Source organism: Streptomyces sp. NPDC048288 (assembly GCF_043201555.1).
In the GTDB taxonomy this organism is placed as follows: domain Bacteria; phylum Actinomycetota; class Actinomycetes; order Streptomycetales; family Streptomycetaceae; genus Streptomyces.
The window spans coordinates 886,337-898,212 of sequence record NZ_JBICZD010000002.1 but is presented as its reverse complement, the minus strand read 5'-3'; the positions used below and the strand labels follow the sequence as shown (position 1 = coordinate 898,212).

Annotated in this window: 12 protein-coding genes; 6 read left to right on the top strand and 6 right to left on the bottom strand. The window is 70.7% G+C overall.

Going from position 1 to position 11,876, the window contains the following annotated elements; genetic code table 11:
• Positions 1-409 precede the first annotated feature (409 nt).
• Positions 410-1,027, bottom strand: a complete 618-nt coding sequence (locus ACGFZS_RS10470) for a hypothetical protein (RefSeq protein WP_393794880.1) — start codon at positions 1,025-1,027, stop codon at positions 410-412.
• Positions 1,028-1,171: 144 nt separating this feature from the next.
• Positions 1,172-1,846: a bifunctional DNA primase/polymerase gene (locus ACGFZS_RS10465; protein WP_355724545.1), complete on the bottom strand. Its 675-nt coding sequence runs from the start codon at positions 1,844-1,846 to the stop codon at positions 1,172-1,174.
• Positions 1,847-2,513: 667 nt separating this feature from the next.
• Here ACGFZS_RS10465 and ACGFZS_RS10460 point away from each other — a divergent pair.
• Positions 2,514-3,899 (top strand): PP2C family protein-serine/threonine phosphatase, encoded by a 1,386-nt coding sequence (locus ACGFZS_RS10460; RefSeq protein ID WP_393794751.1) that lies wholly within the window; start codon positions 2,514-2,516, stop codon positions 3,897-3,899.
• Positions 3,900-4,019: 120 nt separating this feature from the next.
• Entirely contained in the window at positions 4,020-5,477 is a 1,458-nt protein-coding gene (locus ACGFZS_RS10455; RefSeq protein WP_393794750.1) for an aminopeptidase P family protein, read from the top strand.
• A 119-nt stretch (positions 5,478-5,596) separates the two neighbouring features.
• On the opposite strand, the gene ACGFZS_RS10450 is transcribed toward ACGFZS_RS10455, so the two are convergent.
• The 4 genes from ACGFZS_RS10450 to ACGFZS_RS10435 form a co-directional block, all read right to left on the bottom strand.
• A complete protein-coding gene (locus ACGFZS_RS10450; protein WP_393794749.1) occupies positions 5,597-6,412 on the bottom strand; it encodes a triphosphoribosyl-dephospho-CoA synthase in 816 nt (271 codons plus the stop codon).
• Positions 6,413-6,422: 10 nt separating this feature from the next.
• Positions 6,423-7,364, bottom strand: coding sequence for an intradiol ring-cleavage dioxygenase (locus ACGFZS_RS10445; RefSeq protein ID WP_355724537.1), 942 nt, complete (start codon positions 7,362-7,364; stop codon positions 6,423-6,425).
• Between the two features lie 143 nt (positions 7,365-7,507).
• Positions 7,508-8,083, bottom strand: a complete 576-nt coding sequence (locus tag ACGFZS_RS10440) for a GNAT family N-acetyltransferase (protein ID WP_393794748.1) — start codon at positions 8,081-8,083, stop codon at positions 7,508-7,510.
• Between the two features lie 38 nt (positions 8,084-8,121).
• On the bottom strand, positions 8,122-8,571 hold the full coding sequence (locus ACGFZS_RS10435; RefSeq protein WP_355724531.1) for an ATP-binding protein: 450 nt from the start codon (positions 8,569-8,571) through the stop codon (positions 8,122-8,124).
• A gap of 282 nt (positions 8,572-8,853) precedes the next feature.
• Between ACGFZS_RS10435 and ACGFZS_RS10430 the strand changes: the two genes are divergently transcribed.
• From ACGFZS_RS10430 to ACGFZS_RS10415, 4 genes are all read left to right on the top strand, one after another.
• On the top strand, positions 8,854-9,729 hold the full coding sequence (locus ACGFZS_RS10430; RefSeq protein ID WP_393794747.1) for a hypothetical protein: 876 nt from the start codon (positions 8,854-8,856) through the stop codon (positions 9,727-9,729).
• A 145-nt stretch (positions 9,730-9,874) separates the two neighbouring features.
• Positions 9,875-10,630, top strand: a complete 756-nt coding sequence (locus ACGFZS_RS10425) for a YcnI family protein (protein ID WP_393794746.1) — start codon at positions 9,875-9,877, stop codon at positions 10,628-10,630.
• 105 nt (positions 10,631-10,735) lie between these two features.
• On the top strand, positions 10,736-11,389 hold the full coding sequence (locus tag ACGFZS_RS10420; protein WP_393794745.1) for an SCO family protein: 654 nt from the start codon (positions 10,736-10,738) through the stop codon (positions 11,387-11,389).
• 5 nt (positions 11,390-11,394) lie between these two features.
• Complete coding sequence (locus tag ACGFZS_RS10415) at positions 11,395-11,862, top strand: copper chaperone PCu(A)C (RefSeq protein WP_393794744.1); 468 nt, start codon at positions 11,395-11,397, stop codon at positions 11,860-11,862.
• Positions 11,863-11,876 lie beyond the last annotated feature (14 nt).

Genomic DNA, 11,876 nt, shown 5'->3' with positions numbered 1-11,876 from the left:
ACCCCCCCCGGGGGAGGCGCCCGGGGCCGGGGGCGGCCTCACAACCCCCCTGGACCCGCTCTGCTCACTATCAGAAGGGGAAAGGGGTCGCGGCGCCCCCCCCGGACCCCCGCCCCAGGTGTGTTGAATCGGGTGACTCCTGTCACAACTTCCCTACGTGGCAAGCAAATACGTGTCCGAATAGCCGAGATCGAATTTGCGAACCGCCGATCTCTTGTTACCGTCTCAGTAGCCCGGTTGCTGGTGCATCCCCCGTCGCCAGCAACCGGGCCCTTTCATGCCCGCGTCCGGTGTACGGACCGAGGCCGTTCGTCAACTCCCGTTTGACCTCGGAGAGTTGACCCACACCCCGCGCCCGTCACCACGGCCGAGTGCCTCTCGGGGTCCCGCCCGGAGTCGCTTCCCGAAGTCACTCCCGCGAAAGGTCGCCCAGGCTGCCCGCCGGCGAGCCGGCGGAGCCACCGGAGCCGGTCCCAGGACCGCTCCCGGAACCGTTTTCGGAGCCGCTCCCGGATCCGCTCCCGGAACCGTTCTCGGAGTTGCTCGCGGAACGCAGCAGCAGCCGTCCGTCGCCCTCCCGCGCCGCGAACTCCGTGACCGCCGTGTAGCCGTCCAGCGAGCCCCGTGCGCGCTCCCGGGGCGTCTCACAGGTGGCGGGTTCGTCGTCGGCGTCGGCGGCGCAGTGCGTCTGCACGGTGCGGCCGGCCGGGCCCATGAAGCTCAGGACGGCCTCCAGGGCCGACCCGGTGGCGTTGCGGTAGTAGGTGCGCGCCCAGGTGTCCGGACCCTGCGCCATCACACAGGTCTGCGCCTCCACCCCGTCGGGGGAGGTGAGTTCGGGGCCGCAGCGGGCGGCCGTGGACAGGCCCAGGCCGAGCACCAGGGGGGACCGGGCGGGCTTCGGCAGCTTCGCGTCGTCGTCGTGGCGAGCGTCGTGGCCGGCGTCGCGCCGGGCGGGGCGTGCGGTGGCGTCGCCCACCTGCCCCGCGGAGGCCACGGTCAGTGGCAGCGCCACCGCGCACACCATGACACCCGCGAGGGCGAGCAGACGCAGTCGGGAGTCCGGACCGCCGCGGAGCGGCCGTCGCTTACCGTGCCCCCCAGAATTACGCAGCATGTGCGGAGGGTAACCAGCGCGGCGCGGGAAGCCGGGTTCTCGCGCCCGACACCCTTACAACTCGGGTGCGCTCACACCCGTACGAGTGAGGGCGTCGACCACGGCGTCCACCACGGCCTCCACATCGGGCACCCACGGCTTGGCCGAGCCGGGCAGCGGCGCGCGCTCCCAGCGGATGGCGCCCTGGCCGGTCTCGGAGGGCGGCAGGGCGAGATAGCCGCCCTCGCCGTGGAAGCGGAGCGAGCCGGGGACGAAGTCCTTGGCGTACAGCAGCTCGCCCAGCTGCTCCATGGAGTACGGCTTGACGAGCAGCGCCCACCGGTTGGGCGCGGCGACCACCGGACCGAGGCGCATGCCGCGGCGGTCGAGGAGGGTGAGGGCGCGGGAGGCGGCGAGAGCCGGCAGGCTGACCGCGCAGGGCGCCGTGCCGCCGGCGGCACCGGTGGCGAGGACGATCGGGGCGGCCGGCCGGTTGCCCCACCACCAGCGCACCATGCGCTCGTCGGTGGTGGCGGCCAGCAGGCCGGGGTCGAAGGGGTGCGCGCCGGGGACCGTGCACTCCGGGTCGGGGCAGGCACAACGGGCCCGGCCCTGCGGGTCCGGAGCCACGCCCGGGAGTACGGGCCACTGCCATTCCGTCGCGAAGGTCAGGGCCGCGCCGAGCAGCTCAGGCCCCTTGTCGTTGCGCTTGGACAGGAGCCTGCGTCGCCTTCCGAGGATCTCGCGCATGAGCGCTCGTTCCTTTCCGTTGCACCGCTGGCAACACCGTGGACCACATCACATCATGTGTCGATCACTTCACTGTGCGTACCTGTTGGCGCATCACACCCCTGCACTGGGCAAGGGGAACCCCATGGGGTCGAGCGGGGGCCGCGCCCGCGTTCAAGCACTGTGTCGTACTGCGTCGTACATACGTCGTACAGCTGCGTACTGCTGCTCGTACTGCGTCTATCAAAAGCACGGCCACGGCGTGGGGGTGGCGAAGTCTGGCGTTTTGCCGTTCCGAGTGTTTCTCTCCGCCTCCGCCACGGGAGGATGGGGCACGGTCGTCGGTGGTTAAGACGCCCGGGTCCGTTGCCGGGTTCCGGGTGGTCCCCAACCACCCCCGGCCTTCACCGAGTACGTACCCATCACGACCGCTGTGACGCTCTGTGGAGCAAGGCCAGTCGACCGCAATGAACCGTTACCCGAGTCAGTTTTAAGCCAACTTTGATTTTGTGCAAGCGGTCCGGGAGAAGACCTCAAGAGGCCTACGGACACCAGGAATCCCGGCAGGACAATGCTGGACATCTCCTCACGAGTGCGTGTACATGTGGAGACACTGCCAGTGGCGCAGAAAGACATGGGGGTTTGCGATGCTTTTGAGCAATACGCACAGGTCTGAAAGCCGGACGCGATGAACGCCCCGCACCCTCCGAAAGTGGCCGGAATCGATTCAACGGTTCCCACGCCCGCACACACTGTCGCGCCCGTGCCCGCCGCCCCCGGCGCACCCCCCGTCCCGAAGGCCCCCGCCGCACCGGCGCCCGGCACCGTCCTCCAGGACCGGCTGGCCGGCTGGGTCTCCGACCTCACCACGCTGCACGAACTGACCGAACGGCTCGCCCGCGCCGACGGACTGGAGCCCGCCCTCCAGGAGCTGCTGCGCGCCGGTGCCGCCCTCGTGGGCGCCCGGCGCGGTCTCGTAGCGCTGGAGCCGGCCGACGGGCTCGGCCCGCGCACCACCATCGGCCTCGGTCTCGGCCGCGCGGACCTCGGTCACCTGGAGACCGTGCCGCCCGACGCGCTGCCGTACGACAGCGCCACCGCCGACGAGATCGTGCACCCCGACCTGTTCGCCGAGGACGGCCTGCACCCCCGGCACCGCGAGGTCGCCGCCCGCCTCGGCTACGCCGCCAGTTACGCGCTCCCCGTCACCACCGACTCCGCGGTCCGCCTGGGCGCGGTCGCCTGGCTCTACGACGAGCCCGCCGAGCCCGACGAGCGCCGGCGCCATCTCATCGGCCTGTACGTCCGGTACGCGGCCGAGCACCTGGCCCGGCTGCTGGAGGTGGAGCGCACGCGCGCGTGCATGGCGACCATCGCCGAGGAACTGCTCCCCTCCCGGCTGCCCCGGGTGGCCGGCGTCCAGCTCGCCGCCCGGCACCGCACCGGCCCGCGCGGCGGCGGCGACTGGTACGACGCGCTGCCGCTGCCCGACGCGGCCCTCGGGCTCGCGGTCGGCTCGGTGACCGGCTCCGGGCCCAGCGCGGTCGCCGCGATGGGACGGCTGCGCGCCTCCCTGCGGGCGTACGCCGTGATGGAGGGCGAGGACCCGGTCGCGGTCCTGTCCGATCTGGAGCTGCTGCTGCGGCTGACCGAGCCGGCCCGCTCGGCCACCGCCCTGTTCGCCTACTGCGAGCCGGCCCTGCGCAAGGTCACCCTGGCCGGCGCCGGCCACAGCCCGCCGCTGCTGCTCGGGGAGCACCGCACCGAGTTCGCGGAGACCTCGGTGTCCGCGCCGCTGGGCATGCTGGCCTGCTGGGAGGCGCCCAGCGTGGAGATCCAGGCCGAAGCAGGCGAAACCGTTCTCTTCTACACCGACGGGCTGCTGCACCGCACCGGCGACCCCATGGACCGCGCCTTCGCCCGGCTGCACACGGCCGCCGCGAGCGTCCCCCGCCCCCTGCGCGGCGACCCCGGGGCGATCGCCGACCATGTGCTGCGCACCGTCCTGCCGGACGGCCTCGACGCGGCCGACAGCGAGGAGGACGTCGTTCTGCTGGCCGCCCGGTTCGACTGACCGGTCAGTCAGAAGCCAAGCTCGGCGCACGTCACACGGCCCGTGGTCCCCTGTTCCTGGGACGCCGTTCGGTACGACCGTACGATGGACGGGATCCACAGCAGTGTCGAGGAGGATGACGTGGCCGACGAGCTCACCCCGGAGACCCCGGAAGAGAGCGAAGAGCCGATCAAGCAGCGCAAGAACGGCCTGTACCCGGGCGTGTCCGACGAGCTCGCCGAGAGCATGAAGTCCGGCTGGGCCGACACGGAGCTGCACGACCTGACCCCGGTCGAGCAGGCCGGGCACACCGCGCGCCGCCGCGCCGAGCTGTCCGCCCGCTTCCCGGGCGAGCGCCTGGTGATCCCGGCCGGCAACCTGAAGACCCGCTCGAACGACACGGACTACCCGTTCCGGGCGTCGGTCGAGTACGTCTATCTCACCGGCAACCAGACGGAGGACGGCGTACTCGTCCTGGAGCCGAAGGACGACGGCCATGTGGCCACCGTCTACCTGCTGCCCCGCTCCGACCGCGAGAACGGCGAGTTCTGGCTCTCCGGGCAGGGCGAGCTGTGGGTGGGCCGCCGCCACTCCCTGACCGAGTCCGAGGCGCTCTACGGCATCCCCGCCGCCGACGTCCGCGAGCTCGCCGACCAGCTCCGTGAGGCCACCGGCCCGGTGCGGGTCGTGCGCGGGTACGACGCCGGCGTCCAGGAGGCGCTGACCGACAAGGTCACCGCCGAGCGCGACGAGGAACTGCGCGTCTTCCTCTCCGAGGCCCGCCTGGTCAAGGACGAGTGGGAGGTCGGCGAGCTGCAGAAGGCCGTCGACTCCACGGCGCGCGGCTTCGAGGACGTCGTACGCGTGCTCGACAAGGCCGAGGCGACCAGCGAGCGCTACATCGAGGGCACGTTCTTCCTGCGCGCGCGGGTCGAGGGCAACGACATCGGCTACGGCTCCATCTGCGCGGCCGGCCCGCACGCCTGCACGCTGCACTGGGTGCGCAACGACGGGCCGGTGCGCTCGGGCGAGCTGCTCCTGCTCGACGCCGGCGTCGAGACGCACTCGCTCTACACCGCCGACGTCACTCGCACGCTGCCGGTCAACGGCACGTACAGCGAGCTGCAGAAGAAGATCTACGACGCCGTGTACGACGCCCAGGAGGCCGGCATCGCGGCGGTGCAGCCGGGCGCGAAGTACCGCGACTTCCACGATGCCGCGCAGCGGGTGCTGGCCGAGCGGCTCGTCGAGTGGGGGCTAGTGGAGGGGCCGGTGGAGCGGGTGCTGGAGCTGGGTCTGCAGCGCCGGTGGACGCTGCACGGGACCGGGCACATGCTCGGGCTCGACGTCCACGACTGCGCTGCCGCGCGGACCGAGACGTATGTGGAGGGTGTGCTGGAGGCGGGGATGGTGCTGACCGTCGAGCCGGGGCTGTACTTCCAGGCCGACGATCTGACCGTGCCGGAGGAGTACCGGGGGATCGGGGTGCGGATCGAGGACGACATCCTGGTGACGGCCGACGGGAACCGGAACATGTCCGCGGGGCTGCCTCGGCGGTCGGGCGAGGTCGAGGCGTGGATGGCTTCGCTTAAGGGCTGACGTGACGTGTGAATGGCCGGGTACCTGGGTGGGTGCCCGGCCATCGTTGCGTTCTGCGGGTGTGTGGGGGTTGCTCGCGCAGTTCCCCGCGCCCCTGAAGGGGCGCTCCAGCTAGGGCGTTACAAAGTGGGCAAGGCGTCCAGGAACAATGCGCCTGCCATCAGTCCCGCGCTGCCCCTCGGGCTCCAGCCGCGTTCGTGGAGGTCTGTGTCCAGGGCGACGAGTGCCTCGGCTCCTGCCTCCGTCGCCGTGCCGCCTGCTTCCATGACGCCCCGCGCTCCCGCCTGGACGTGGCGCAGGCCCATGGGGCCGGTGTCGTAGAGGAGTTCGGTGTCCTGGAGGGTGGACATCACGGTGAGTAAGGCGTCGAGGCGGGCCTGGTTCTCGGTGGCGCCGGCCTTGCGGGCGGTGGCGAGGGCGTCGAGTGCCCTGCGGACGTGCGGGAATCCGGCGCGGGCCTCGCCACGGGCGCCGGCCGCGCCGTACTTCGCGGAGATCGACGAACCCCGGGAGGGGCGCTTGGGGGCGCCCTTGTCGTTGAAGGCGGCGATCTTGCGGGCGTTCGCGGTGATGTCGCGGGCCTTGGCCCGGGGGTCCAGGGCGGCCGCGGCGACGAGCAGGCCGAGGGCCCACAGGGCGCCCTTGTGACCGCCGCCGGCCAGGCCGACCGAGTGCTCGGTGCACCGGCCGATCGCGCCCAGTTCCGCCCGCAGCACCGGCGAGGGTTCGCCGGTGCGGCGGGCGGAGGCGGCCATCGCCGCGAGGCCGGGCGCGAGCGCCTTGGCCGACCAGCGCAGACTGTCGTGCTCCTGGCGCGTGCTGCGGGCGTCCAGGTCACGCGGGTCGGGCAGCCCCGGCTTCGGGGCCAGCGCCAGCTGACCGGTGAGCGCGGTGACCGCGGCCACCGCCAGCGCGTCGTCCTCGCGGCTTGTCATGTCCCTTACCTTATGAGGAGGCGGAGGCCGAAGGGGAGGCGCTGTCGCTGGGGGCGTCGCTCGGCGGGGTGCCCGTCGGAGCGTCGCTCGGCGGGGTGCCGCCGCCACCGCTGCCGGCGCCCGTGCTCTCGGCGTCCGGGTCGATGCCCAGGGTCAGCGAGCCCTTGTAGCCCTTCGAGGGGTCCTTCTTGTGCACGGCCTTCAGGGTCAGCAGACCGCTGGAGGCGCCACCGCCGTCGTACACCATGTCGTCGGCGAGGACGGTGTAGCTGCCGGTGTGCTTCGAGTAGGGCTCGAGCGTGAAGATCTCCTCGGCGATGTCGTCGTCGAAGAAGAGCTGCCCGGTGTAGTTGACGATGCCGCCCTCGTAGGTGCCGTCCTCCTTCTCGCCGCCCGTGTGCACCTTCACGTGGATGTGGCAGGTGCGCGGGGTGTACCAGCCGGGGAAGATCGTCTCGAACTTGACGACCCCGTTGGCGTTGGCGATCTGATAGCCGCGCAGGTAGGTCTGGTCGTTGGCGGAGTCGCCCTCCTCGCTCTCCGCGGGGGCGGAGCCGCCGGGGTTGGCGGTGGTGTAGCCGGAGTAGTAGCCCCAGGCGTCGCAGTGCCAGATCTCGACCGCGGCGCCCTTGACCGGGGTGCAGCCGTCGGTGGCGTCCACGACGGTCAGGCGGAGGGTCAGCGGAACGCCGGCCTTGCCCTCGGTGATGTCCTTGCGCACCAAGGCACCATCGAGGTAGTACGGGCCTTCCGTGACGCTGGTCATCAGCGTCATGCACTCACTGCTGGTGGAGCTGGCGGAGGCCGAGGCGTCCGCGTCGGTGCTGTCGGTCGTGTCGGCGAAGGCCGACTGGAAGCCGGCGACCGCGAGGCCGCCGGCCGCCACCGTGCCGCCGGACACCGCGAGGGCCCGGCGCCGGGTGATCGACGTGTTCTTGTGGTTTCCCGTCATGGTCGACGAAGCTAGAAACGCCGTTTGTCAGGGGCATGGGCGGGAGCTGGCAACGAGCTGTGAACACCCAGGAAGCTGAAGCCGACGCGAAAACGCTGGTCACAGCGGCGGGTTGAGGCGGTCACAGCACCCGGGCGACGGCGTCACAGGGCCGGGGCGCGGTCGTGCAGGACCCGCTGGAACAGCCGGCTGTCCCGCCATTCTCCATTGATGTGCAGATACTGCGGCGCATCACCGATCGTCTCGAATCCGCATTTCTTCAGCACCCGCTGGGACGTCGTGTTCTCGATCAGGGTGGACGCCTCGATCCGGTGCAGTCCCACGACATCCCTGGCGATCTCGCAGACCCGCTCCAGAGCGGCGGTGGCCAGACCCCGGCCCTGCTGATCGCCCGCCACCCAATAGCCGACGTAGGAACTGCAGAAAGGGCCCAGGGAAATTCCGGAAAGGGTGATCGCGCCGACGATCCGGCCGTCCTCGGACGACTCCATGACCCAGGGCGCCATCAACCCGTCGGCGACCTGTCCCAGCAGGCCATCGATGCGTTCGGTCTGGCCCTCGACGGTGAAGAAGGACTCGGGTCTGACCGGTTCCCAGGGTTCGAGATGGCTTCGGTTGCCGACGTATGCGGCGCACAGCGCTTTCGCGTCGCCCACGGCAATCAGACGCAATATCACACCGGGCCTGAGCACACTTTCTTTAAGCTTTCTGAGAATCATGCGCGCACCCTAGCGCGGGTGTTATGCGGGAGCGAGCTTCATGCCGAAAGCAGGGAAGGATCTTTCTTCCACTTGAGGATCTTGTCGAAGCTGACCACGGTGCCACCGCGGCCGGGTTTGTTGCCGATGTGGACGTGATCGGCGAGTTCCCTGATGAGACAGAGCCCTCTGCCGTTCTCGGCGTCGGGGCGGGCGGGTCTGAGGTCCTGGGTGCGGGCGAACCCCGGACCGAGCCCCGGGCCCGAATCGGCCACCTCGATACGGCACTTCTCGCCGTCCAGGTAGGCGGTGACCCGGTACGCCTCCGAGGGGCGGCCGGCCCCGCCGTGCTCGACGGCGTTCGCGCAGGCCTCGCTGAGGGCGACGGAGAGGTCGTAGGAGATGTCGGGGTCGACACCCGCCGTCTCCATCGTGCCGATCAGCAGCCGACGGGCGAGCGGCACGCTCGCGGCCTCGCGCCTCAGATGGAGGGACCACCAGATGCTCATGCTCCAGCCTCCTGGCCGCGGCTCGACATACCGATACCTATTGCCACCCGTGCGCGGGTGTAAGCACTCCGTTCATGTGAGAACGCCCATCCGGGGGATGCGCCCCGGGAGGTTTCGGTGTATGAGCGGGTGGTTCGGCACAAGAATGATCTTTAGGTTCTTTCCCTCGATCACCTCTCGTATGCCGCCCACCATCCCTCCCAGTCCCCCTTTCCGCAGGTAACGGAATCTTCCGGACCTGACGTCAAGCGGGTGCGGGTCCAGTGCGATGATGAGCGCGCCATGACTGCCCCCCGCCCGCGCACGGCGCGCACCGGAAGCGGACTGCGGCTCCTGCGGGCCGTGGTGTTCGCCGCGCTCTGTGTCGTGCTGGCCGCGGCGGGGCACGCCCTGGCCTCCTGCGCCACCGTTCCGCTGTGGACGCTCGGCGCGGGCTTCCTGGGCACCCTGGCACTCGTCGTCCCGCTGACCGGGCGGGCCCGCACCCTGCCGGGGATCGTGGCGCTGCTGGCGGTCCTGCAGACCGCCCTGCACACGCTGTTCGGCCTCGGCCAGCACGGGACCACCGCGCTGTCCGGCGGCTCGATGACCATGTCGTCGATGTCGTCGGTGTCTTCCTTGTCGTCCTTGTCCGCGGGCGACGCCTCGGCGGTCGAGCGGGCCGCACGGCTGCTGTGCGGGGCCGGGGCGGCGCAGCTCAGCCCCGCCCACGCGTACAAGATCCTCGCGGACGCGCATCTCACCACCTCCTCCGCCACGGGCATGAGCACGGGCATGAGCGGGATGGGCGGCACGACGGGCACCGGGTCCTTCGGCTCGCTGCTGCCCTCCGTGCCGATGCTGCTCGGGCACGTGCTCGCGGCCGTCGTGGCCGGATGGCTGCTGCGCCGGGGCGATCTGGCGCTGCTGCGGCTGATCGAGCTGTCCGCCGATTCGGCGCGCGGGGTCGGGGAAGCGGCGCTCGTCCGTTCCCTGCGAGGGGCGCTCGCGCTGGCGCGCGCCCTGTGCGCCGGGCTTGTGGCGGCACCCGAGGCGCCCGCGCGTGACCGCCGTAGCGCCTGGGCCGAACCGCCCGCCCCGTGCGCCGTCACGCTCCAGCACTCCGTGATCCGGCGCGGTCCGCCGAAGTCCGCCGCCGTTCTCGCTCTCGCCGCCTGACACGACGCGACCAGCACACTCACCGGGATCTGTCCGATCCGGAGGGGCCTGCCGCCGTCGTGCGGCACGCGCGCGTGCGTGCGCATTCCGCTGCCCGCACGCCCCCTCAACGACAGAACTCACTCAGAGTGGAGTGCTCCCTGCCATGAAGGCTTCTCGTATCGCCGCCGTCACCGCCGTCGCGGGTACGGCCGTGCTGGCCGTCTCCTCGCCCGCGTTCGCGCACGTCAGCGTCCAGCCCGAGGGCACCGCCGCCAAGGGCGGTTACGCGGTCATCGACTTCAAGGTGCCCAACGAGCGCGACAACGCCTCGACCACCAAGGTCGAGGTCAACTTCCCCACCGACCACCCGCTGGCCTCCGTGATGCCGCAGCCGATGGCCGGCTGGAAGATCGAGGTCACCAAGTCCAAGCTGGCCAAGCCGCTGGAGATGCACGGCGAGAAGATCGACGAGGCGGTCACCAAGGTCACCTGGACCGCCACCGACGGCAAGGGCATCGAGGCGGGCTACTTCCAGAAGTTCCCGCTCTCCGTGGGCGCCCTGCCCGAGGACACCGACGAACTGGTCTTCAAGGCGGTCCAGACGTACTCCAACAAGGAGGTCGTCCGCTGGATCGAGGTGCAGCAGAAGGGCCAGGAGGAGCCGGAGAACCCGGCCCCGGTCCTCACGCTGTCCGCCGCCACCGGCGACCACCACGGGACCGGCACGGCCGAGGACGCCTCGGCCGAGGAGACCGCGGCCAAGACGGAGACCACCGCCTCCGACGACACCGGCCCCTCCGGCGGCACCGACACCACCGCCCGCGTCCTCGGTGTGGTCGGCATCGTCGTCGGCGCCGCCGGGGTCGCCTACGGCGTCCTCGCCGGCCGTCGCCGCTCCACCACCGGCTCCGAAGCCTGAGCCCCACGTCCGTAACGCGCACCGGGGTCGTGCGGACCGTCACCGACGACGGCCGCCGTACCACCCCGGTGCGCGCCGGATCTCTCACATCTGGGACATTTTCCTATGCGCAAGAAGACGTTCGCCGCGGCCGCGCTGCTCGCCGCCGCCACCCTGACCCTCTCCGCCTGCGGCAGCGGCGACGACTCCACGTCTCCCGTCACGGTGGTCGCCGGGGACACCTCGAACAAGGCCGCGACCATCCTCGACACGCCCTTCGAGAAGCCGGACCTGGTCCTCACCGACACCCAGGGCAAGAAGTACGACCTGCGGGCCGAGACCAAGGGCCGGCCCACGCTGATCTACTTCGGCTACACGCACTGCCCCGACGTCTGCCCGCTGACCATGAACAACCTCGCGGTCGCCAAGAAGGCGCTGTCCAAGGCCGACCAGGCCAAGCTGCGGGTCGTGTTCGTCACCACCGACCCGGCCCGTGACACCCCCTCCGAACTCGGCAAGTGGCTCAAGGGCATCGACCCCAGCTTCGTGGGCCTGACCGGCGACTTCGCCACCATCCAGGCCGGCGCCCGCACCCTCGGCATCTCCATCGAGCCGACCCACAAGGACAAGAAGACCGGCAAGGTCGTCTCGGTGCACGGCACCCAGGTCATCGCGTTCTCGCCGAAGACCGACGGCGGTTACGTCCTCTACGGCGAGGACGCCACCGTCGACGACTACACCAAGGACCTCCCCGAGCTGATCAAGGGGGAGAACCCGTGAAACCCATGAAGCCCGGGAGGCACCTCGCCCTGACCGGGATAGCGATCACGGGGGCCCTCGCCCTCGCGGGCTGCGGCGGCTCCGGTTCCGGCTCCTCGGCGGCCGAGTTGTCCGTCGCCGCCTCCTACATGCCGCAGCCCGTCTCCGCCGACATGGCCGCCGGATTCCTGACGATCACCAACAAGGGCGGCACGAAGGACGAGCTGACCTCCGTCAGCAGCGACTCCGCCGGTGAGATCACCATGCACGAGACCAACGGCGGGGCGATGGAGGAGGTCGACTCCTTCGAGGTGCCCGCACACGGTCAACTCGTGTTCAAAAGCGGAGGCAATCATCTGATGTTCGAGAAGCTGAAGCGCCGCCCGGAACAGGGCGACACGATCACTGTGAAACTCAAGTTCGCCGAATCCGGTCCGCTCACCGTCGAGATGCCGGTGAAGTCCGCCACGTACAACCCGTCGACCGGACACTGAGGGAGGGACCGACC

Bases quoted from the DNA above. Each gene is read 5' to 3' on its own strand.
- ACGFZS_RS10425 (WP_393794746.1), top strand. From the start codon at position 9,875: ATGAAGGCTTCTCGTATCGCCGCCGTCACCGCCGTCGCGGGTACGGCC.
- ACGFZS_RS10470 (WP_393794880.1), bottom strand. From the start codon at position 1,027: ATGGTGTGCGCGGTGGCGCTGCCACTGACCGTGGCCTCCGCGGGGCAG.
- ACGFZS_RS10465 (WP_355724545.1), bottom strand. From the start codon at position 1,846: ATGCGCGAGATCCTCGGAAGGCGACGCAGGCTCCTGTCCAAGCGCAAC.
- ACGFZS_RS10450 (WP_393794749.1), bottom strand. From the start codon at position 6,412: ATGACAAGCCGCGAGGACGACGCGCTGGCGGTGGCCGCGGTCACCGCG.
- ACGFZS_RS10430 (WP_393794747.1), top strand. From the start codon at position 8,854: ATGACTGCCCCCCGCCCGCGCACGGCGCGCACCGGAAGCGGACTGCGG.
- ACGFZS_RS10460 (WP_393794751.1), top strand. From the start codon at position 2,514: ATGAACGCCCCGCACCCTCCGAAAGTGGCCGGAATCGATTCAACGGTT.
- ACGFZS_RS10440 (WP_393794748.1), bottom strand. From the start codon at position 8,083: ATGATTCTCAGAAAGCTTAAAGAAAGTGTGCTCAGGCCCGGTGTGATA.
- ACGFZS_RS10435 (WP_355724531.1), bottom strand. From the start codon at position 8,571: ATGAGCATCTGGTGGTCCCTCCATCTGAGGCGCGAGGCCGCGAGCGTG.
- ACGFZS_RS10415 (WP_393794744.1), top strand. From the start codon at position 11,395: ATGAAGCCCGGGAGGCACCTCGCCCTGACCGGGATAGCGATCACGGGG.
- ACGFZS_RS10445 (WP_355724537.1), bottom strand. From the start codon at position 7,364: ATGACGGGAAACCACAAGAACACGTCGATCACCCGGCGCCGGGCCCTC.
- ACGFZS_RS10420 (WP_393794745.1), top strand. From the start codon at position 10,736: ATGCGCAAGAAGACGTTCGCCGCGGCCGCGCTGCTCGCCGCCGCCACC.